Origin of the sequence: Amycolatopsis albispora (assembly GCF_003312875.1) — a bacterium.
Lineage (GTDB): Bacteria > Actinomycetota > Actinomycetes > Mycobacteriales > Pseudonocardiaceae > Amycolatopsis > Amycolatopsis albispora.
Genome location: NZ_CP015163.1, coordinates 3,071,974 through 3,093,076, shown reverse-complemented (window position 1 = coordinate 3,093,076; position 21,103 = coordinate 3,071,974). Strand labels below are relative to the sequence as shown.

21 protein-coding genes and 1 rRNA gene are annotated in these 21,103 nt (G+C 71.2%); 18 read left to right on the top strand and 4 right to left on the bottom strand.

Translation table 11 applies throughout. The features are described 5' to 3' along the window. Nucleotides 1–12: 12 nt before the first annotated feature. Nucleotides 13–129, top strand: a 5S ribosomal RNA gene (gene rrf / locus A4R43_RS14375). Nucleotides 130–286: 157 nt separating this feature from the next. Here the strand turns inward: rrf and A4R43_RS43970 are convergent. Further along, nucleotides 287–1,597, bottom strand: a complete 1,311-nt coding sequence (locus tag A4R43_RS43970) for a hypothetical protein (RefSeq protein ID WP_236808997.1) — start codon at nt 1,595–1,597, stop codon at nt 287–289. Between A4R43_RS43970 and A4R43_RS43965 the strand changes: the two genes are divergently transcribed. From A4R43_RS43965 to A4R43_RS14335, 8 genes are all read left to right on the top strand, one after another. After that, the gene (locus A4R43_RS43965) at nt 1,562–2,164 is read left to right on the top strand and encodes a hypothetical protein (protein WP_236808996.1); all 603 of its coding nucleotides are present in this window, start codon (nt 1,562–1,564) and stop codon (nt 2,162–2,164) included. The two genes, A4R43_RS43970 and A4R43_RS43965, sit on opposite strands and share 36 nt — an antisense overlap. Beyond that, nucleotides 2,157–3,143 carry an HAD-IIA family hydrolase gene (locus A4R43_RS14365; protein ID WP_113692797.1) on the top strand — a complete coding sequence of 329 codons (987 nt, stop codon included), beginning with the start codon at nt 2,157–2,159 and terminating at the stop codon, nt 3,141–3,143. Before A4R43_RS43965 ends, A4R43_RS14365 begins: the two co-directional genes overlap by 8 nt. 42 nt (nt 3,144–3,185) lie before the next feature. Continuing rightward, nucleotides 3,186–3,365 (top strand): hypothetical protein, encoded by a 180-nt coding sequence (locus tag A4R43_RS14360; RefSeq protein ID WP_162788822.1) that lies wholly within the window; start codon nt 3,186–3,188, stop codon nt 3,363–3,365. Between the two features lie 5 nt (nt 3,366–3,370). After that, the gene (locus A4R43_RS14355; RefSeq protein WP_113692795.1) at nt 3,371–4,183 is read left to right on the top strand and encodes a TlyA family RNA methyltransferase; all 813 of its coding nucleotides are present in this window, start codon (nt 3,371–3,373) and stop codon (nt 4,181–4,183) included. Next, nucleotides 4,180–5,100 (top strand): NAD kinase, encoded by a 921-nt coding sequence (locus A4R43_RS14350; RefSeq protein ID WP_113692794.1) that lies wholly within the window; start codon nt 4,180–4,182, stop codon nt 5,098–5,100. The genes A4R43_RS14355 and A4R43_RS14350 overlap by 4 nt, the downstream gene beginning before the upstream one ends. A 91-nt stretch (nt 5,101–5,191) precedes the next feature. Further along, entirely contained in the window at nt 5,192–6,994 is a 1,803-nt protein-coding gene (gene recN / locus A4R43_RS14345; RefSeq protein ID WP_162788468.1) for a DNA repair protein RecN, read from the top strand. Nucleotides 6,995–7,113: 119 nt separating this feature from the next. Beyond that, nucleotides 7,114–8,298: a putative cytokinetic ring protein SteA gene (steA, locus tag A4R43_RS14340; protein ID WP_113692793.1), complete on the top strand. Its 1,185-nt coding sequence runs from the start codon at nt 7,114–7,116 to the stop codon at nt 8,296–8,298. Next, nucleotides 8,295–9,242, top strand: a complete 948-nt coding sequence (locus tag A4R43_RS14335) for a copper transporter (protein WP_113692792.1) — start codon at nt 8,295–8,297, stop codon at nt 9,240–9,242. Before steA ends, A4R43_RS14335 begins: the two co-directional genes overlap by 4 nt. Nucleotides 9,243–9,310: 68 nt before the next feature. Here the strand turns inward: A4R43_RS14335 and aroA are convergent, their stop codons facing one another. Continuing rightward, nucleotides 9,311–10,582, bottom strand: coding sequence for a 3-phosphoshikimate 1-carboxyvinyltransferase (aroA, locus tag A4R43_RS14330; protein WP_113692791.1), 1,272 nt, complete (start codon nt 10,580–10,582; stop codon nt 9,311–9,313). 173 nt (nt 10,583–10,755) lie between these two features. Here aroA and A4R43_RS14325 point away from each other — a divergent pair, with 173 nt between their 5' ends. The 3 genes from A4R43_RS14325 to A4R43_RS14315 are packed head-to-tail and all read left to right on the top strand — an operon-like array spanning nt 10,756 to nt 14,206. Continuing rightward, entirely contained in the window at nt 10,756–12,459 is a 1,704-nt protein-coding gene (locus tag A4R43_RS14325; RefSeq protein ID WP_113692790.1) for a CTP synthase, read from the top strand. After that, nucleotides 12,456–13,079 (top strand): NUDIX domain-containing protein, encoded by a 624-nt coding sequence (locus A4R43_RS14320; RefSeq protein ID WP_113692789.1) that lies wholly within the window; start codon nt 12,456–12,458, stop codon nt 13,077–13,079. The genes A4R43_RS14325 and A4R43_RS14320 overlap by 4 nt, the downstream gene beginning before the upstream one ends. A 41-nt stretch (nt 13,080–13,120) precedes the next feature. Then, nucleotides 13,121–14,206 carry an IS630 family transposase gene (locus tag A4R43_RS14315; protein ID WP_113692788.1) on the top strand — a complete coding sequence of 362 codons (1,086 nt, stop codon included), beginning with the start codon at nt 13,121–13,123 and terminating at the stop codon, nt 14,204–14,206. Between the two features lie 58 nt (nt 14,207–14,264). Here A4R43_RS14315 and A4R43_RS14310 read toward each other — a convergent pair whose 3' ends face one another. Continuing rightward, the gene (locus tag A4R43_RS14310) at nt 14,265–14,768 is read right to left on the bottom strand and encodes a DUF1707 domain-containing protein (protein WP_113692787.1); all 504 of its coding nucleotides are present in this window, start codon (nt 14,766–14,768) and stop codon (nt 14,265–14,267) included. A 268-nt stretch (nt 14,769–15,036) separates the two neighbouring features. Here A4R43_RS14310 and xerD point away from each other — a divergent pair, with 268 nt between their 5' ends. From xerD to A4R43_RS14280, 6 genes are all read left to right on the top strand, one after another. Continuing rightward, nucleotides 15,037–15,939 (top strand): site-specific tyrosine recombinase XerD, encoded by a 903-nt coding sequence (gene xerD, locus A4R43_RS14305; RefSeq protein ID WP_113692786.1) that lies wholly within the window; start codon nt 15,037–15,039, stop codon nt 15,937–15,939. Nucleotides 15,940–16,083: 144 nt separating this feature from the next. After that, complete coding sequence (locus A4R43_RS14300) at nt 16,084–17,073, top strand: ParA family protein (protein ID WP_113692785.1); 990 nt, start codon at nt 16,084–16,086, stop codon at nt 17,071–17,073. Further along, nucleotides 17,070–17,492, top strand: coding sequence for a cobyrinic acid a,c-diamide synthase (locus A4R43_RS14295; RefSeq protein WP_113692784.1), 423 nt, complete (start codon nt 17,070–17,072; stop codon nt 17,490–17,492). The genes A4R43_RS14300 and A4R43_RS14295 overlap by 4 nt, the downstream gene beginning before the upstream one ends. Next, the gene (locus A4R43_RS14290; RefSeq protein ID WP_113692783.1) at nt 17,492–18,355 is read left to right on the top strand and encodes a segregation and condensation protein A; all 864 of its coding nucleotides are present in this window, start codon (nt 17,492–17,494) and stop codon (nt 18,353–18,355) included. Before A4R43_RS14295 ends, A4R43_RS14290 begins: the two co-directional genes overlap by 1 nt. Next, entirely contained in the window at nt 18,274–18,984 is a 711-nt protein-coding gene (gene scpB, locus A4R43_RS14285) for an SMC-Scp complex subunit ScpB (RefSeq protein ID WP_418190848.1), read from the top strand. Before A4R43_RS14290 ends, scpB begins: the two co-directional genes overlap by 82 nt. Continuing rightward, a complete protein-coding gene (locus tag A4R43_RS14280; protein ID WP_113692782.1) occupies nt 18,971–19,708 on the top strand; it encodes a pseudouridine synthase in 738 nt (245 codons plus the stop codon). The genes scpB and A4R43_RS14280 overlap by 14 nt, the downstream gene beginning before the upstream one ends. A 182-nt stretch (nt 19,709–19,890) precedes the next feature. Here the strand turns inward: A4R43_RS14280 and A4R43_RS14275 are convergent, their stop codons facing one another. Continuing rightward, a complete protein-coding gene (locus tag A4R43_RS14275; protein WP_113692781.1) occupies nt 19,891–21,081 on the bottom strand; it encodes a cation:proton antiporter in 1,191 nt (396 codons plus the stop codon). Between the last annotated feature and the right edge of the window lie 22 nt (nt 21,082–21,103).

Genomic DNA, 21,103 nt, shown 5'->3' with positions numbered 1-21,103 from the left:
GTTTCGTAGTGTTTCGGTGGTTATAGCGGCGGGGAAACGCCCGGTCCCATTCCGAACCCGGAAGCTAAGCCTGCCAGCGCCGATGGTACTGCACTCGAAGGGGTGTGGGAGAGTAGGACGCCGCCGAACTCAACATGAGGGAGCGGGGTTCCAGCCAGTGATGGCTGGGACCCCGCTTTCGTGCTGTTCAGGGCCATTGGGCTACCGCGCCGCAGGGGTGGCGGAGCCGGCCAGATACAGTTGTGTGCTGGCCCCATGTGGGCCTTTCCCACTTTCGAGGTCTCTGCTAGGAGGACAGGTGTCCGAGTTCGGTCGGCGCGATTCTGAGGACGACCGCGAGGGCGGTCGCCCGCGGCGGCGCGACTCGAGTCCCCGCGGCAAGCAGCAGGGCGGTGGGCGCCCCACCCGGCAAACCAGCGACCGCGGCAGCCACAAACCCCGCGGCGACAACAAACCCTTCAAACCCCGCGACGACCGCGGCGGCTTCAAACCGCGGGATGACCGCGGCGGCTACAAGCCCCGCGAAGGCGGCGGCTACAAGTCGCGCGATGATCGCGGTGGTTACAAGCCTCGCGAAGGCGGCGGCTACAACCGCGATGACCGTGGTGGCTCCAAACCTCGCGAAGGCGGGGGCTACAAGCCCCGCGACGACCGCGGTGGCTACAAGCCGCGGGAGGATCGCGGCGGGTTCAAATCCCGTGATGACCGCGGTGGTTACAAGCCCCGCGAGGGCGGCGGTGGCTACAACCGCGACGATCGTGGCAGCTTCAAGCCGCGCGAGGACCGTGGCGGCTACAAGTCCCGTGATGACCGTGGCGGTTATAAGCCGCGCGAAGGCGGGAGCTTCAAACCCCGCGAGGACCGTGGCGGCTTCAAGCCCCGTGATGACCGTGGCGGTTATAAGCCGCGCGAGGGTGGCGGTGGCTACAACCGCGATGATCGTGGTGGCTTCAAGCCGCGCGAAGGTGGCGGCTTCAAGTCTCGTGAGGATCGCGGGGGTTTCAAGCCTCGGGAGGATCGCGGCGGGTACAAGTCGCGTGACGATCGGGGCGGTTACAAGCCTCGGGAGGATCGCGGCGGGTTCAAGTCCCGTGATGACCGGGGCGGGTACAAGCCGCGCGAGGGCGGCGGGGGTTACAACCGCGAGGATCGTGGCAACTTCAAGCCCCGTGAGGAGCGTGGTGGCTTCAAGTCTCGTGACGACCGTGGGGGTTTCAAGCCGCGTGACGACCGGGGCGGCGACAAGCCTCGCGAGGACCGTGGCGGGTACAAGCCGCGTGAGGACCGTGGCGGGTACAAGCCGCGTGAGGACCGTGGCGGGTACAAGCCGCGTGAGGATCGGGGTGGTGACAAGCCCCGTGAGTACAAGTCCCGCGAGGGTGGGTTCAAGCCTCGTGAAGACCGGGGTGGCAAGTCCCGCCAGGGCGGCTACAAGCCCCGGACCGATGACCGCGTGGTGGACGACGCCGAGTTGGCGAAGGAGCTGCTCGAGGCCCCCGAACTCCCCGAGGACATCGACTTCTCCGACCTCGACGAGGACGCGCGCCGCGAGTTGCGGACGTTGCCCAAGGGGCTGGCCGAGACCGTCGGCAAGCACCTCGTCGCGGCCGGCGGGCTGATCGACACCGATCCCGACGCCGCCTTCGAGCACGCCAAGTACGCCAAGGCCAAGGCCGCCCGCGTGCCGATCGTGCGCGAAGCCCTCGGCCTGGTCGCCTACCACTCCGGCAAGTGGGCCGAGGCGCTCACCGAGCTGCGCGCGGTCCGCCGGATGACGCGCACCGACTCGCACATCGCGATCATCGCCGACTCCGAGCGCGCCCTCGGCCGCCCCGAGCGGGCGCTCGACCTCGCCAAGGAAGCCGACACCGCACGCCTGCCGCGGGAGGTGCAGGTCGAGCTGAAGATCGTCGCGGCCGGAGCGCGCCGGGACCTCGGGCAGCTCGACGCCGCCGTTGTCTCGCTCCAGGGTGACGACCTCGACGCGCGCAAGCGTGAACCGTGGAGTGCGCGCCTCTTCTACGCCTACGCCGACAACCTCCTCGCCGCCGGCCGCCGCGACGAGGCGATCACCTGGTTCCTCCACGCCGCCGAGGCCGACGAGGACGAGCAGACCGACGCCGCCGAGCGCGCCGCCGAGCTGGGGCAGGCCGAAGGTGAGTGACGCGCTGCTGGCGGCCTACGACTCGCTGCTGTTCGACCTCGACGGCACGGTCTACCACGGCGCACGGGTCATCCCCGGCGCGCCCGAGGTGATCGGTGAGGCGCGGGCCGCCGGCACGGCGGTGCGGTTCGTCACCAACAACGCCTCCAAGGCCCCCGCCGCGGTCGCCGAGCACCTCAACGGCATGGGCATCGACGCCCAGCCCGGCGAGGTGCACACCAGCTCCCAGGCCGCCGCGAAGGTGCTCGCCGAGCGCCTCCAGCCGGGCGCCCAGGTGCTCGTCGTCGGCGCGCCGTCGCTGTGCGACGAGGTGGAGGCCGTCGGACTGCGACCGGTCCGGGAGCACTCCGACCAGGTCGAGGCCGTCGTCCAGGGCCATTCGCCGGACACCGGCTGGGCCAACCTCGCCGAGGCGTGCATCGCGATCCGCGGTGGCGCGCTGTGGGTGGCGAGCAACGTCGACAAGACGCTGCCGACCGAGCGCGGCCTGCTGCCCGGCAACGGCTCCATGGTCGCGGCCCTGCGCAGCGCCACCGATCGCGAGCCGATCGTCGCGGGCAAGCCGGAGGCGCCGCTCATGCGCACCGCGGCCCAGGGCCGGGCGCTCGTGGTCGGCGACCGGCTCGACACCGACATCGCGGGCGCGGTGGCCGCCGGGCTCGACGCGCTGGTGGTGCTCACCGGCGTGGACACCCCGGCCAGCCTGATCGCCGCCATCCCGGCCGAGCGCGCGCGGTTCCTCGCCGCCGACATCACCGGGTTGCGGGCGTCCGCCGAGGAAACGCTGATCGCGCCGAAACCGGGCTGGACCGTCACCGCCGGGCCGGACGCGCTGGAGGTCACCAGCGACGGCGGCACCGACGCGCTCGACCTGCTGCGCACGCTGTGCGCCACCGCGTGGGACACCGGCGTGACCGGCGTCAAACCGGTCGGCGACACCGCGAAGGCCGCACTCAGCGAACTCGGCCTCATCGGTTAGCGTGGTGGGGTGCAGGAGCAGAACCACCCCGTTCCGCGGCCGGTGCCCGGACCGCCGGGACAGCAGTCGCAGCCGCAGCCGATCGACCCGCGTGCCGGGATCGACGAGGCGGTGTCGGGGCTGGCCGAGCTGGACCGCGTCCCGCTCGCCGAGCACGTGGAGCGCTTCGACGCCGTGCACACCGAGCTGACCGTCGCGCTCTCCAGCATCGACAAGGTCTGACGCCGATGGCCCGCAGGGCACGGCTCGACGCGGAGCTGGTGCGCCGTGGCCTCGCCCGCTCCCGTGAGCAGGCGAGCTCGCTGATCGCGCAGGGCAAGGTGACCGTCGGCGGCATGGTCGCGACCAAGCCGGCCACCGGCGTGGAGGCCGCCGCGGCGATCGTGGTGCGCGACGAGGACGACCCCGGCTGGGCCTCGCGCGGCGCGCACAAGCTGCTCGGCGCCATCGAAGCCTTCGAACCCGGCGGGCTCACCGTCGAGGGCAAGCGCTGCCTGGACGCGGGCGCGTCCACTGGCGGGTTCACCGACGTGCTGCTGCGCGCGGGGGCCGCCCAGGTGGTCGCCGCCGACGTCGGCCGCGGCCTGCTCGACTGGCGCCTGCGCACCGACGAACGCGTGGTCGTGCTGGACAAGACGAACGTGCGCACGCTGACGCCCGAGCTGATCGGGGGCCCGGTCGACCTGGTGGTCGCCGACCTGTCGTTCATCTCGCTCAAGCTGGTGCTGCCCGCGCTGGTGAGCTGCGTGCGCGAGGGCGCGGACCTGCTGCCGATGGTGAAACCGCAGTTCGAGGTCGGCAAGGACCGGCTCGGCAGCGGCGGGGTCGTGCGTGATCCCGGGCTGCGGGCCGAAGCCGTGCTGGCGGTGGCGGCCGCGGCGGCCGAACTCGGCCTGACCACCCGCGGGGTGGTCGCCAGCCCGTTGCCCGGCCCGTCCGGCAACGTCGAATTCTTCGTCTGGTTGCGGCGTGCCGCCGCGGAATCGGCCGTGGACGTGGACCTCCTGGTCCGCACCGCGGTCCAGGAGGGTCCTTCGTGACGCTTCGGCGTGAGGTGCTGCTCGTGGTCCACCCCGATCGTGACGCCACGGCGGGCGCGGCCAGGGAGGTGGCCGCGCAGCTGGCGGCCGCCGGGGTCCGGCTGCGGGTGGCCGACGAGGAGGTCCGGCAGCTCGTCCAGGCCGACCGCCACGCCCCGGAGTGCACGGTGGTCGCGCCCGACGACGATCCGGCGGCCGGTACCGAGCTGGTCTTCGTGCTCGGCGGCGACGGCACGCTGCTGCGCGCGGCGGAACTGGCTCGACCGGCGGGCGTGCCGGTGCTCGGGGTGAACCTGGGCCGCGTCGGCTTCCTCACCGAGGCCGATTCCGACGCGCTGGCCGAGACCGTGCGGCGCGTGGTCGAGGGCCACTACCGGGTCGAGGAGCGGATGACGGTGGACGTCACGGTCGCCGTCGACGGCGAGATCGTGGCGCGCACCTGGGCGCTCAACGAAGCCAGCGTGGAACGCAGTTCGCGGGTGCGGATCCTGGACGCGCTGATCGAGGTCGACGGCCGCCCGGTGTCTTCGTTCGGCTGCGACGGCGTGCTCTGCGCGACGCCGACCGGGTCCACCGCCTACGCCTTCTCCGCCGGCGGGCCGATCATGTGGCCCGACGTGGAGGCGCTGCTGGTGGTGCCGAGCAACGCGCACGCGATGTTCTCGCGGCCGCTGGTGGTCTCGCGGAACTCGGTGATCACCGTCGGCATCGATCCCGAGGGCTCGACGGCCGTGCTGACCTGCGACGGGCTGCGGCACTTCGAGCTGCCGCGCGGGGCCAGGGTGCGCGTGGTGGCCGGCCGGGTGCCGGTGCGGCTGGCGCGGCTGTGGGACGGCCCGTTCACCGACCGGCTGGTGCACAAGTTCGCGCTGCCGGTCAAGAGCTGGCGCGAACGCGACCGCCACAAACCACGCTGACGGCCCGTTCGCACCGGTTTTCCGCAGGAACTTCGCCGTTGTTGCGAGTGCCGGGCGCGCGTCGCCCGGACGGGGCACTACGGTTGGTGGCGTGCTGGCCGAGATGCGCATCCAGGGCCTCGGGGTCATCGAGGACGCCCTGCTCGAGTTGCACCCGGGATTCACCGTGGTCACCGGCGAGACCGGGGCGGGCAAGACCATGGTGGTCACCGGGCTGCACCTGCTCTCCGGAGGACGGGCGGAGGTGTCGAAGGTCCGCGTCGGTGCGGGGAAAGCGCTGGTCGAAGGCCGCTTCGAAGGGGTGACCGGCAAGGTCGCCCTGGACATCGTCGGCGACGCCGGCGCCGAGGTCGAGGACGGCGGCGGGGTGATCGCGCTGCGCTCGGTGGCCAGTGACGGCCGCTCGCGCGCGCACCTCGGCGGGCGTTCGGTGCCGGTCGGCGTGCTGGCCGACCTGTCCGAGCAGTTGCTGGCCGTGCACGGCCAGAACGACCAGCTCCGCCTGCTGCGCCCGGCCGAGCAGCGGGCGGTGATCGACCGGTTCGCCGGTGACGCGGTGGCCGGGCCGCTGGAGCAGTACCGGGCGGTCCGCGAGGAGTGGCAGGCGGTGGTCACCGAGCTGACCGATCGCACCACCCGTTCGCGTGAGCTGGCCCAGCAGGCCGACATGCTGCGCCTCGGCCTGACCGAGATCAGCTCGGTCGAGCCGACGCCCGGCGAGGACACCGAGCTGACCGAGCAGATCAAGCGGCTGTCCGCGATCGACGAACTGCGCGCGACGGCCACCGAAGCGCACCACGCGGTTTCCGGCGCCCAGGACGGTGACCTGGAAGCGCCGGGCGCGCTCGGCCTGGTCGGCGAGGCGCAGCGGCGGCTGGCGAGCGCCGAGGACCAGGTGCTGCGCGACATGGAGCCGCGGCTGGCCGAGGCCGCCGTGCTGCTCGCCGACGTGGGCACCGAGCTGGGCAGCTACCTCGAATCGCTGGAGGCCGACCCGGCGCGGCTGGAGCAGGCGCTGGCCCGCCAGTCCGAGCTGAAGAAGCTGATCCGCAAGTACGCCGCGGACATCGACGGGGTGCTCGCCTGGGCCGAGGACGCGCGGCAGCGGCTGTCCACGATGGACACTTCGGAGGAGGCGCTGGCCGAGCTGGCCGCGCGCCGTGACGAGCTGGCCAAGCAGCTCGGCGAGCACGCGGCACGGCTGTCGGCCGCGCGCCAGGTGGCCGCGAGCGAGCTGGCCAGGGAGATCACCGCCGAGCTGGCCGGGCTGGCGATGGGCCAGGCGCAGATCGAGGTGACCGTCGGCGTGCGCGAGGTCGACGAGTCCGATCCGCACGCGCTGGTGGTCGACGGCCGGACGGTGCACGCCGGGCCGGACGGGGTCGACGAGGTCGAACTGCTGCTGCGCGCGCACAAGGGCGCGCCGCCGCTGCCGGTGCACAAGGCGGCCTCCGGCGGTGAGCTGTCGCGCGTGATGCTGGCCATCGAGGTGGTGCTGGCGCACGCGGACACCGTGCAGACGCTGGTGTTCGACGAGGTGGACGCCGGGGTCGGCGGCCGCGCGGCGGTGGAGATCGGGCGGCGGCTGGCCCGGCTGGCGACCAGCCACCAGGTGCTGGTGGTCACGCACCTGCCGCAGGTGGCCGCGTTCGCCGACCGGCACCTGGTGGTGGACAAGGGCATGTCCGACGGCATCACGCGCAGCGGGGTGAAGGTGCTGCAGCAGTCCGAGCGGGTGCTCGAGCTGGCCCGCATGCTGGCGGGCATGGACGACACCGAAACCGGCCGCGCGCACGCCGAGGAACTGCTCGCCGCCGCGGAAGCGGACAAGTACTCGTTCACCCGGCTGCCCCGCGAGGGCCGGAAGGGATCGAAGAAAAAGCGCACGAAATAGTGACCCCTCCCCGTAGTGGGGGATACGCAGGGTGAACCGCACACCGATCGTTGGATTCTCGAAATGCGTACCGGCGTGGCGGCCACCGTCTCACGTGCCCATTTGTCACCATCGGTCCCATGAAGCTCACCGGCTTGCTCTCGCGGAACGACGAAACCCGTCCCGGTGTGACCGGGGTGGCGCGGGTCGACCGGCGCACCAGGGAGTTGCTCCGCCGGATCTCCCCCGGTGACATCGCCGTGCTCGACCAGCTCGACCTGGACCGGGCCACCGCGGACGCGCTGGTGCGCGCGGAGGTGGCGGGCGTGGTCAACGCCTCGCCGTCGATCTCCGGCCGGTTTCCCAACCTGGGCCCGGAAATCCTGGTGGCCGCCGGCATCCCGCTGATCGACGCGGTCGGCGGTTCGGTGCTGCGCACCATCAAGGACGGCAGCAAGCTGCGCCTGCACGAGGACAGCCTCTACCTCGGTGAGCGCAAGGTCGCCTCGGGCACCCGGCAGACGCGGGAGAGCGTGGCCGACCAGATGATCGAGGCCAAGGCCGGGATGTCCACCCAGCTCGAGGCCTTCTCGGCGAACACGATCGAGTTCCTGCGCCGCGAGCGCACGCTGATCCTGGACGGGGTCGGCGTGCCGGAGCTGCGGACGTCGCTGCGCGACCGGCACGTGCTGGTGGTCGCCGCCGGCAACGGGCACGCGGAGGACCTGAAGAAGCTGAAGAAGTACATCGGCGAGCACCGGCCGGTGCTGGTCGGCGTGGACGGCGGCGCGGACACCCTGATCGCGCAGGGGCACAAGCCGGACGTGATCGTCGGCGATCCGCTGGGCATCGAGGCGGAAACGCTCAAGTGCGGGGCGGAGGTGGTCGTGCCCGCGCAACCGGACGGCCACGCGCCCGGTGTCGCCCGCATCCAGGACCTCGGCATCGGCGCGGTCACCTTCCCGGCGTCGGGCAACGCCGAAGACCTCGCGCTGCTGCTGGCCGACGCGCACGAGGCGAGCCTGGTGGTCACCGTCGGGTTCCAGGCGACGCTGCGCGAGTTCCTCGACCACGGGCGGTCCGGCTCGAACCCGTCCACCTTCCTGACCCGGCTGAAACTGGGCACGAAGCTGGTCGACGGCAAGGCTGTGGCGACGCTGCACCGCGGCCGGGTCTCCGGCGGGATGATCCTGTTCCTGGTGCTGGCCGCGCTCGCCGTGGTGGCCGCCGCGCTGCTGGTCTCCGACGCCGGTGAGGTCTATCTCGATTGGCTCGCCGACACCTGGCGGTCCTTCACGAACTGGGTCAAGGGGCTCTTCACGTGATCTCTCTGCGCTATCACATCGTTTCCATCGCGGCGGCCTTTCTCGCGCTGGCCGTCGGCGTGGTGCTGGGCTCCACGGCGCTGAACGGGCCGCTGCTGTCCGGATTGTCCGACGACAAGGCCGAACTGGGCAGGCAGGTGTCCGATCTGGAGGCCGAGCGCAACGCGCTGACCGCGCGGCTCGGCGATTCCGACGCCTTCGCCGGTTCGGTCGGGCCGAAGATCGTGGCCGGGCAGCTGGACCAGCGCTCGGTGGTGCTGGTCACCACCGAGGAGGCGAAACCGGCCGACCGGGACGCGCTCAAGGAGCTGATCGGGCAGTCCGGCGCCACGGTCACCGGCGAGGTGCAGCTGACCCAGTCCTTCGCCGACCCGGCCAAGGCGGACCAGCTGCGGCAGGTGGTCACCCGGCTGCAGCCGGCCGGGGTGAGCTTCCCGACCGCGGGCGACCCTGGCACGCTGGCCGGTGCGCTGCTGGGCTCGACCCTGTTGCTGAACAAGGATTCCGCGCAGCCGCAGTCCACTCCGGACGAACTGGCGGCGGCGCTGGGCGGGCTGTCCGACGGCGGGTTCATCAAGACCTCGGGTGAGGTGAAACCGGCGCAGGAGGCCGTGGTGCTGGTCGGCGGCAAGGCCACCGGCGACGGCGCCGGTGACCGCGCGGCGACGGTCGCGCGGTTCGCCACGCAGCTGGACCGCTCCGGCGCGGGCACCGTGCTCGCCGGGGACCTGGCCTCGGCCGAGGGCACCGGGGCGCTGGGCGTGGTCCGCGCGGACACCTCCGCCACCTCGATCCTGTCCACTGTGGACAACGTGGACACCGCGGCTGGGCGGGTGGTCACCGTGCTGGCGCTGCGGGAGCAGCTGGACGGCGCCGCGGGGCGGTACGGCATCGCGGGCAACGCGCAGAGCCCGGCCCCGGGCGTGAACCGGGACGGCAGCTAGCACCCGAACGACTCAGGACACGAATGTGGCTTTCGGGGCGTAATTCGCCTCGAAAGCCACATTCGTGTTCAGGCCTCGAGCAGGGTGGTCCAGGCGTCGACGAAGCCGGGGAAGGTTTTGCCGACGGTGGCCGGGTTCTCCACCTGAACACCCGGGACGCGCAGCCCGGCGACGGCGCCCGCCATCACCAGGCGGTGGTCGTCGTAGGTGTGGAAAACGCCCGCGTGCATGGGGGCCGGGGTGATCCGCAGGCCGTCCGAGGTTTCGGTGACGTCCGCGCCCAGGCCCGACAATTCCGTGGCGAGCGCGGCCAGCCGGTCGGTCTCGTGGCCGCGCAGGTGCGCCACCCCGCTGATCACCGACGGACCGTCCGCGAAGCACAGCAGCGTCGCGATCACCGGGGTCAGTTCACCGACCTCGTGCAGGTCGAACTGACCGCCGCCGAATCCGCCGCCGCTGGTGACGGTCAGGCCGGTCTGGTCGAGCTCCACCTTCGCGCCCAGTTCGCCGACCAGGCTGCGCAGCCAGTCCCCGGGCTGCGTGGTGTATTCCGGCCAGCCCTCGACCCGCACCGAGCCGCCGGTGAGCAGCGGCGCCACCACGAACGGGGCGGCGGTGGACAGGTCCGGCTCCACGGTGAAGTCCGGGCAGGACAGCGCGGCGGGCGGCACGAAGAACTCGGTGCCCGACCGTTCCGGTGCGGCACCGAAGCGGCGCAGGATGTCCAGCGTCATCTCGATGTGCGGCTCACTCGGCGGGGTGCCGGTCAGGCGCACGCGGACGCCCTCACCGAACGCCGGGCCCGCCAGCAGCAACGCGGACAGGAACTGGCTCGACGCCGAGGAATCCAGCTCCACGTCACCACCGGCGAGGCCACCGCGGCCGGTCACGGTGAACGGCGGCGCGCCGCGGCCGTCGTCGTCGATCTCGGCGCCGAGCGCGGACAGCGCGCCCAGCAGGGGAGCGAGCGGGCGGCGGCGGATCGCCTCGTCCCCGTCGAAGCGCACCGTCCGGCCGCCCAGCGCGGCCAGCGCGGGGGTGAACCGCGCCACCGTGCCCGCGTTACCGAGGGTGACCACCGCCTCGCCGGAACCGGCTTCGATCGGGTGGATCCGGGTGCCCGCCTCGGTTTCGGCAAAACCACCGCCGAGCGCGGACACCGCGCCCAGCATCAGCCGGGTGTCGCGCGAAACGAGCGGCTCGCGCACGAGCGTCGGCCCGGTGGCGAGCGCGGCGAGCACGTAGGCCCGGTTGGTGAGCGATTTGGAGCCAGGTACCCGGACGGTCGCGTCCAGTGGTCGCGTGCTCACCGGTGCGGTCCAGGTCTCGGCTTCGGCCATGTGTTCTACCCCTCGGCTTCCGTGCGCGGGTGTGGCAGCGGTGGCGCTCGCCGCCGCTCGTGTTAGCGTAAAAGCCCGTGGACGACACTCCCGCGCCGGTACGCGAAGTGCCGGTGGCCGAGTGTGCGTCCTGACCGGCAGACGGTGAGGACTAGTTGAACACGGGAGTCTCCTTGGTGCTTCAAGCACGTACGACCAAGCACGTATTCGTGACCGGGGGCGTCGCCTCCTCCCTGGGCAAGGGACTCACCGCCTCTAGCCTCGGCCAGCTGCTGACCTCGCGGGGCCTGCGGGTGACCATGCAGAAGCTGGACCCGTACCTCAACGTCGATCCCGGCACGATGAACCCCTTCCAGCACGGCGAGGTCTTCGTCACCGAGGACGGCGCGGAGACCGATCTCGACATCGGCCACTACGAGCGCTTCCTCGACCGTGACCTCAACGGCTCGGCGAACGTCACCACCGGGCAGGTGTACTCGCAGGTGATCGCCAAGGAGCGGCGCGGCGAGTACCTCGGCGACACGGTGCAGGTGATCCCGCACATCACCGACGAGATCAAGTCGCGCATCCTGGCGATGGCCGAGCCGGACGACGAGGGCCGCCGTCCCGACGTGGTGATCACCGAGGTCGGCGGCACCGTCGGCGACATCGAATCGCTGCCGTTCCTGGAGGCCTGCCGCCAGGTGCGGCACGACGTCGGCCGCGACAACTGCTTCTTCCTGCACGTGTCGCTGGTGCCCTACCTGGCGCCGTCCGGTGAGCTGAAGACCAAGCCGACGCAGCACTCGGTGGCCGCGCTGCGCAACATCGGCATCCAGCCCGACGCGCTGGTCTGCCGGGCCGACCGGGACCTGCCGGACGACCTCAAGCGCAAGATCGGCCTGATGTGCGATGTGGACACCGAGGCCGTCGTCGCCTGCCCGGACGCGCCGTCCATCTACGACATCCCGAAGGTGCTGCACCGCGAGGCTCTCGACGCGTATGTGGTGCGGCGGCTGGGCCTGCCCTTCCGCGACGTCGACTGGACGGTCTGGGGTGACCTGCTCGACCGCGTGCACAACCCGGCCGAGACCGTGCGCGTGGCCGTGGTGGGCAAGTACATCGACCTGCCCGACGCGTACCTGTCGGTGACCGAGGCGCTGCGAGCCGGTGGTTTCGCCAACCGCGCCAAGGTGGAGATCGTCTGGGTCGCCTCCGACGAGGCCACCACCCCGGCCGGCGCGGCCGCCGCGCTGTCCGATGTGGACGGTGTGCTGGTGCCGGGCGGGTTCGGCGTGCGCGGCATCGAGGGCAAGGTCGGCGCGATCACCTACGCGCGCACCCGCGGCCTGCCGGTGCTCGGGCTGTGCCTCGGCCTGCAGTGCATGGTGATCGACGCGGCGCGCAACCTGGCCGGGCTCACCGACGCGAACTCCGCCGAGTTCGACGAGGAGACCCAGCACCCGGTGATCTCCACCATGGCCGACCAGCGCGACGTGGTGGCCGGGGAGCGCGACATGGGCGGCACCATGCGGCTGGGCGCGTACCCGGCGAAGCTGCGGGCCGGTTCGCAGGTGGCCAAGGCCTACGGGCAGACCGAGGTGTCCGAGCGGCACCGCCACCGGTACGAGGTGAACAACAGCTACCGCAAGCAGCTGGCCGAGGCCGGGCTGGTCTTCTCCGGCACCTCGCCGGACGACCGGCTGGTGGAGTTCGTCGAGCTGCCCGCCGACGTGCACCCGTTCTTCGTCGGCACGCAGGCGCACCCGGAGCTGAAGAGCCGCCCGACGCGCCCGCACCCGCTGTTCGACTCGTTCATCCGCGCGGTGGTCGCCTACCGCACCGCGGACCGCCTTCCGGTGGCGCTGCCGGAGTCGACCGTCGGCGCGTCCTCGTGACCGCACCGGGCAGCCACAACTTCACCGTGGTGTCCACTGAGGACGTCCACATCGGACGCGTGGTCGGGCTGCGGGTGGACGAGGTGGCCATGCCGGGCGGGGGATCCGCCCGGCGTGAGGTGGTCGAGCACCTCGGCGCGGTCGCGGTGGCGGCGCTCGACGAGCACGGCAGGCTCACCTTGATCCACCAGTACCGGCACCCGCTGGGGCGCCGGATCTGGGAGCTGCCCGCCGGGCTGACCGACAAGCCCGGTGAGGAGCCGGTGGTGGCCGCCGCGCGCGAGCTGGTCGAGGAGGCCGGGCTCAAGGCCGAGCGGTGGGAGACGCTGGTGGACGTGGCCGCGTCGCCGGGGTTCACCGACGAGGTGGTCCGCGTGTTCCTCGCCCGCGATCTGTCCGAAGTGGACCGTGAGGTGCTCGGCGAGGAGGAGGCGGACCTGGTGATCCGCAAGGTCCCGCTGGCCGAGGCGGTGGCGATGGCGCTGCGGGGCGAACTGGTCAACGGGGCGACCGTGGCCGGGGTGCTCGCCACGCACGCGGTCCTGTCCGGCGCGGCGGAGACCCGCCCGGCCGACGCCCCCTGGCGCGACCGCCCCCACCGCTTCGCCGCCCGCAGCTAGTGTCCTGAGTCGTTAATTTTTGGTCACCGTAGTCTGGGTTGATGCCGAGTGCGAAGTTGGTGCCGCTGACCCTGACCGACGAGGAACGTCGCATCCTGGAAGGCTGGACGCGGCGGCGGACCACCGCTCAGGGACTGGCCATGCGAGCACGGATCGTGCTCACCTGCGCCGAAGGTGGTTCCAACACCGACATCGCCGAACGACTACGGCTCAACCGGAGCACGGTGGCGACCTGGCGGGCACGGTTCGTCCGTGACAGGCTCGACGGCCTGTCCGACGAACCGCGCCCCGGCCGACCGCGCACCATCACCGACGAGCAAGTCGAACACGTCGTGGTCACCACGCTGGAAACGAAGCCGGCCAACGCCACCCACTGGTCGACCCGAGCGCTGGCTGCGCAGACCGGAATGACACAGTCCGCGGTCTCGCGGATCTGGCGGGCCTTCGGCCTCAAACCGCACAAGATCGACACATTCAAGATCAGCAAGGATCCGTTGTTCGTGGACAAGGTCCGCGACGTCGTCGGCCTCTACCTCGATCCCCCCGCCAAAGCCGTGGTGCTGTGCGTGGACGAGAAGACCCAGATCCAAGCCCTGGACCGCTCCGCCCCGGTGCTGCCGATGCTGCCCGGCGTGCCCCAACGGCAAAGCTTCGACTACGTCCGCCACGGCACCACCAGCCTGTTCGCTGCTCTGGAGGTCGCCACCGGCCAGGTCATCAGCGCCGTCAAACGCCGCCACCGACAGCAGGAATTCCTCGCGTTCCTGCGCACCATCAACACCAACGTGCCCGCCGAGCTGGACGTTCACGTCATCCTGGACAACCTGTCCACCCACAAAACCCCAGCAGTGAAAACGTGGCTGCTCAAACACCCACGCTTCCACCTGCACTTCACCCCGACCAGCTCATCCTGGCTCAACCTGGTCGAACGCTTCTTCGCCGAGATCACCGTCAAACTGCTACGGCGAGGCGTCCACCGCTCGGTCACAGCCCTGGAAAAAGACATCCAAAACTGGATCAAACAGTGGAACACCAACCCCAAGCCCTACGTCTGGACCCGCACCGCAGACCAGATCCTCGAATCCCTCGCCGCCTACTGCCAACGAATTAACGACTCAGGACACTAGCGGCCCCCGGGCAGCTACTCGAGCGGGCGGCCCCTCAGGCAGCTATTCGAGCAGGCAGCTATTCGAGCAGGCGGCGGCCTTGGCCGTCGTAGCCGCCGTTGGCGAGGATGACGATGCCGTCGATGATCGGCCACAGCGCTCCGGCGCCGCAGGTGACCAGTACCACCAGCAGCTGGGCCAGGCCGATCCCGACGTGCCCGGCGTAGAGCCTGCCGATGCCGAACGGCAGCAGGATCTGCAGCAGACCGGTGGCCAGCTTCGACTTGTCCGACAGGCCGCGCGCCGCCGGGGTGTAGCCGTACACCGGCTGCGGGTACGGGCTGAACGCGGGCACCGGCGGCGGGCCGGGCGGGCGCAGCACCGGCGGGTGCGGTTCCGGCAGGTCGGCGAACAGCGGGACCAGATCCGCCTTCGTCTGCGCCCCGAGCGCGGCGGTCACGCGCTCCTCGTACTCGCCGGTCTCGAGGCGCCCGGCGGCGAAGTGCTCGCCGAGGGCCTCGACGCACTGCTCCCGCTCGAAGGTGCCGATGCGCACGGCATCGGGATCTGGCGATGTGGTCACCTCACCGACGGTAATGGAAGCCGCGGTGGTATGTGGCGTGATTCGGCGGTGTCGAGTCGCGTTCGTGCTCTGGTACCCAGCGCCGGGCCTGCGGCACACATCTCGACGGCCCAGCTTCCCACCGGCGGCGTTGCCGGTTCACCCGAGTACAACGCCGGTACGCGGGTGAACCGGCGCCTGGCCGGTGGAAACCTGGATCCGCCGATATGTGCACCGCATTCCCGGCGCAGGGCACTAGAGTGGCGCGGTGCCCAGGCCGGTAGCCGGTGTGATCAAGGCGTACCTCAACCACCTCACGGTGGAGCGGGGCACCGCCAAGAACACGCTGGACAGCTACGCGCGCGACCTGCGCCGGTACGCGGCGCACCTGGAGGCGTCTGGGGTCACCGACTTCACCGCGGTGAGCCCGGAGCACATCGCCGCGTTCGGGGCCGCGTTGCGCGAGGGGGACGGTGAGCACCAGCCGCTGGCTGCGTCGTCGTCGGCGCGGGCGCTGGTGGCGGTGCGCGGGCTGCACCGGTTCGCGCACGCCGACGGCATCACCGAGCAGGACCCGGCACGCGAGGTGCGCCCGCCGGCGGCGGCCAGGCGGCTGCCCAAGGCGCTGCCGGTGGACCAGGTGCTCAAGCTGCTCGACACCCCGCCCGCCGAGGGCGACCGGCCGCTCCGCGACCGCGCGCTGCTCGAACTGCTCTACTCGACCGGCGCGCGGATCTCCGAGGCGGTCGGGCTGGACCTCGACGACATCGACGCCGCCGAGCGCACCGTCCGGCTCGACGGCAAGGGCGGCAAGCAGCGGCTGGTCCCCATCGGCCGCCCGGCCGTCGAGGCGCTCGACGCCTACCTGGTGCGTGCGCGGCCCTCGCTCGCCGCCCGGGGCCGCGGCACCGCGGCGGTGTTCCTCAACGCCCGCGGCGGGCGGCTGACGCGGCAGAGCGCGTGGCAGGTGCTCAAGACCAGCGCCGAACGCGCCGGCATCCAGGCCGTGGTTTCACCGCACACGCTGCGTCACTCCTTCGCCACGCATCTGCTCGAAGGCGGGGCGGACGTGCGCGTGGTCCAGGAACTGCTCGGGCACGCCTCGGTGACCACCACGCAGGTGTACACGCTGGTCACGGTCAACACGCTGCGCGAGATCTACGCCACCGCGCACCCCCGCGCACTGGGCTGAACCCGCAGGCTAGTCCGAATGGCCCTGGCACTCGGTCGGCTGACGGCGGTCAACTAGTGCGGACACGCCCGGCGAGCCGCTTTTGCGCCCCCGTGCTACGCGCATAGGCTCCCGGCAGACCGCTGAGCAAGGAGCTTTCGAGGTATGTCGACATCGGAGCCGCCGGAGCGAGCGTCGGAGTCCGCAGGTTCTGCCGCCGCGAGCCTCAGCAAGATGACCATCGCCATCGAAGGAGACCAGCTCTCCGACGACGACCTGGACCCGGAGGCTCTCGTTCCACCGCTCAACGGCAAGAAGTCACGGGATCGGCTCGGCCCCACCGGAAGGCCCTACCGCGAGATCGCGGAGCCGCCCCTGCTCGACAAGCACGGCCCCGCCACCATCCTCGCCATGTGCAACCAGAAGGGCGGGGTGGGCAAAACCACCTCGACCATCAATCTCGGCGCCGCACTGGCCGAATACGGCCGCCGCGTGCTGCTGGTCGACTTCGACCCGCAGGGCGCGCTCTCGGTCGGCCTCGGCATCCAGCCGCACGAGCTGGACTACACCGTCTACAACGTGATCATGGAACGCTCGGTGAACATCCTCGACGTGATCCGCTCCACCGGGGTGGAGAACGTCGACCTGCTGCCGAGCAACATCGACCTGTCCGCCGCGGAGGTGCAGCTGGTCGCCGAAGTCGGCCGCGAGCACACGCTGCTGAGGGTGCTGAGACCGGTCATGGACACCTACGACTATGTTCTGGTCGACTGCCAGCCCTCGCTCGGCCTGCTCACGGTGAACGCGCTGACCGCCGCGGACGGCGTGGTGATCCCGCTGGAGTGCGAGTTCTTCAGTCTGCGAGGCGTGGCGCTCCTGATCGACACCATCGAGAAGGTGCGTGAACGCCTCAACCCCAAGCTGGACATCACCGGGATTCTCGCGACCATGTTCGACCCGAGAACCCTGCATTCGAAGGAGGTCATGGCGCGCGTGGTGGAGGCATTCGGCGAGACCGTGTTCGACACGGTCATCAACCGCACCGTGCGGTTCCCGGAGACCACCGTGGCCGGGGAACCGATCACCAAGTGGGCACCCAAATCGGCCGGTGCGATGGCCTATCGCGCACTGGCCCGCGAGGTGATCGCCCGGTGAGCAGGAGAGCACCCCTGCCCGGCGCGTCCGAACTGTTCCGCCTGACCAGCAGCAGCAACGCACTCGAACTGACCGTGCCGGCGGAGCAGGCCGCGCCCGCTCCGGAGCCCGAGCCGGCGCCGGAACCACCGCGGCGGCTGGTGCGCGGGGCCAAGACGGCCCGCTCCAGCACGCCCCGGCAGAAGCACGACGCGAAGATCACCGTCTACGTGTCCGGGGACGAGCTGCTCGCGATGGAGCACGCCCGGCTGACCCTGCGCGGCTCGCACAGCCTGGTGGTCGACCGCGGCAGGCTGGTCCGCGAGGCGGTCGCCGTGCTGCTGGCCGACTTCGACGAGTTCGGCGAGGACTCGGTGCTGGTGCACCGGCTGCGCGCGGCGGGCTCGGACGACGCCGCCGAGAGCGGGGCCGGCGGCTGATGACCGGAACCGAGCCGGCCGGGAGCACCGAACCCCGGCCGGAATCGGTGGACGAGGGCGCGGCCGGCAAGTTCAAGGTCCGGCTGGCCAACTTCGAGGGCCCGTTCGACCTGCTGCTGCAGCTGATCTCCCAGCACCAGCTGGACGTCACCGAGGTGGCGCTGCACCAGGTCACCGACGACTTCATCGCCTACACGCGGGCGCTGGGCGCGGAATGGGACCTCGACGAGACCACCGAGTTCCTGGTGATCGCGGCGACCCTGCTCGACCTGAAGGCGGCGCGGCTGCTGCCCGCCGCCGAGGTCGAGGACGAGGACGACCTGGCCCTGCTGGAGGCCCGCGACCTGCTGTTCGCGCGTGTGCTCCAGTACCGGGCGTACAAGCAGGTCGCCGCGTTGTTCGCCGAGCTGGAGGCCGGTGCGCTGCGCCGGTACCCGCGCTCGGTGGCGCTGGAGGAGCGTTACCTCGGGCTGCTGCCGGAGGTGATGCTCGGCGTGGACCCGGCGAAGTTCGCCGAGATCGCGCTCGCGGTGTTCCGGCCGAAGCCGCCGCCCACGGTGTCGCTGGACCACCTGCACATGGGCAAGGTGTCGGTGCGCGAGCACGCGGCGCTGCTGCGGCTGCGGCTGGCCGAGCAGGGCACGGCCACCTTCACCGACCTGGTCTCCGACTGCGAGCACACCATCGAGGTGGTGGCGCGGTTCCTGGCGCTGCTGGAGCTCTACCGCGAGTCCACCGTGCAGTTCGAGCAGCTCGAGGCGCTGGACGAGCTGCACGTGCGCTGGACCGGCGGCTCGGTGGAGCAGGCGAGCGCGGCGGCCGAGCAGGACCGCGCGATGATGGACGACGAGGAGTACGGGTGAACCCCGAAGAGATGCTGGACGTGGACGCGCCGGACCCCGAGGAGGAACTGGTCGCGGTCCGCGGTGGCACGGCCACGCCCGATCTCGGCGAGGACGCGGTGCTGGAGGCGGCGCTCGAGGCGCTGCTGCTGGTGGTCGACTCGCCGGTGAGCGAGGAGTCGCTGGCCGGTGCGCTGGAACAGCCGGTCGAGCGGGTCACCGCGAAGCTCGAGTCGATGTCGACCGCGCTGACCGAGCGCGCCAGCGGCATCGACCTGCGCCGGGTCGGCGAGGGCTGGCGCTACTTCACGCGCGACACCTACGCGCCGTACGTGGAGAAGCTGCTGATGGACGGGCAGCGCGCGAAGCTGACCCGTGCCGCGTTGGAGACGCTCGCCGTCATCGCCTATCGTCAGCCGGTGACCCGGGCCAGGGTCGCCGCCGTTCGCGGGGTCAACGTGGACGGGGTGATCCGGACGCTGCTCGCGCGCGGGCTGGTCGAGGAGACCGGTACCGACGCGGAGACGGGTGGCAACCTCTACGTGACGACCGAGCTGTTCCTGGAGCGACTGGGGCTCTCGTCGCTGGCCGATCTCCCGCCCATCGCTCCGTTGCTGCCTGAAGTGGATTCCATCGATGACATCGGCTGACGAAGGTGTTCGCCTGCAGAAGGTGCTGGCGAAGGCCGGGATCGCCTCCCGCCGGGCCGCCGAGGACCTGATCGCGCAGGGGCGGGTGAGCGTGGACGGTGAGATCGTCCGCGAGTTCGGGCGCCGCGTCGACCCGGACAACGTGGTGATCCGGGTGGACGGCACGCGCGTGGTGCTCGACGACACGCTGGTGTACCTGGCGCTGAACAAGCCGCGCGGCATGCACACCACGATGACCGACGACCAGGGCCGCCCGTGTGTCGGCGACCTGGTGCGCGACCGGGCCGAGCGGCTGTTCCACGTCGGCAGGCTCGACGCGGACACCGAGGGCCTGCTGCTGCTGACCAACGACGGCGACCTCGCGCACCGGTTGATGCACCCGTCGTTCGAGGTGCTCAAGACCTATCTGGCCGAGGTCGAGGGCTCGGTGCCGCGCGGGCTGGGGAAGCGGCTGCGCGCCGGTATCGAGCTGGAGGACGGGCCGGCGCGCGCGGACCAGTTCCGGGTGAAGGACATGCAGGCCGGGCGGACGCTGGTGGAGATCGTGCTGCACGAGGGGCGCAAGCACATCGTGCGCCGCATGCTCGCCGAGGTCGGGCACCCGGTGCGGAAACTGGTGCGCACCTCGGTCGGCGACATCCATCTGGGCAACCTGCGCTCGGGTCACCTGCGCGCGCTGACCCGCAAGGAAGTCGGCTCACTGCACAGCTCGGTGGGCATGTAGCTCGGGTCTCGCGGACACGAATGTGGCTTTCGGGGCGAAATCCGCCCCGAAAGCCACATTCGTGTTCACCGGTGGGACCCGGCCGGTGCCCGGGTCGCCGTGCAGGCGTTGCCCTGGAGGCTGGATGTCACGAATGTGGCTTTCATGGCGCCAGACGCTATGAAAGCCACATTCATTGCAACTCAGCCGGTCGAGACGGCGGCTTGGGTGCGGGTTTTCTTGGTCAGGGCGCGTGCGATGGGCTCGACCACGCGGGCGGCTGTCGGGCCGAGGATGGCCATGAGCAGGACGTAGGCGGTGGCCAGCGCGGCCAGTTCCCCGGTGACCGCGCCCGCCGACACGGCCAGTCCGGCGATCACGATGGAGAACTCCCCGCGTGCCACCAGCGCCGCCCCGGCGCGGGCCCGGCCCATGCGGCCGACGCCCTGGCGCCTGGCCGCCCACCAGCCGGTGGCCACCTTGGTCAGCGTGGTCACCACCGCCAGCGCGACCGCCCAGCCCAGCACCGGCGGGATCGACGCCGGGTTCGTGTTCAGGCCGAACACCACGAAGAACACCGCGGCGAACAGGTCCCGCAGCGGCTCCAGCAGGTGCGTGGCGTTCTCCGCGGTGGATCCCGAGATCGCGATGCCCAGCAGGAACGCCCCCACCGCGGCGGAGACCTGCATGGCCGAGGCGATCCCGGCCACCAGCAGCGCCGCGCCGAGCACCTTGAGCAGGAACACCTCGCGGTCCGGGCTGTCCACCACCGCCGAGACGTACCGGCCGAACTTCAGCGCGATCAGCAGCACCACGGTGATCACCAGCAGCGAGATGCCGACCGCCTGCGCGCCGCCGAGCAGGCTCACGCCACCCAGCACCGCGGTCAGGATCGGCAGGTACAGCGCCATCACCAGGTCCTCGAACACCAGGATCGACAGCACCACCGGGGTTTCCCGGTTACCGAGGCGCCCGAGGTCGCCGAGCACCTTCGCGATGATGCCGGACGAGGAGATGTAGGTGACCCCGGCCATCACCAGCGCGCCGACCGGACCCCAACCCAGCAGCAGCGCCACCGCCGCGCCCGGCGCGGCGTTGAGCACGATGTCCAGCAGCCCGGCCATCCACGACCGCTTGAGCCCGGTGAACAGCTCGGCCGCCGAGTACTCCAGGCCCAGCAGCAACAGCAGCAGGACCACGCCGATCTCACTGGCCAGGTGCGTGAAGTCGCCGATGTCGCCGAGCGGGATCAGCCCGCCCTGGCCGAAACAGAGGCCACCGATCAGGTACAGGGGAATGGGCGACATGCCGATCTTGCCGGCCAGCCTGCCGAGCGCGCCGAGGACGAAGAACACGCCGCCGAGCTCGATCAGGGCCAGTGCGGTGTGGTCCACGTTCTCCAGCCTCTGTAATTCA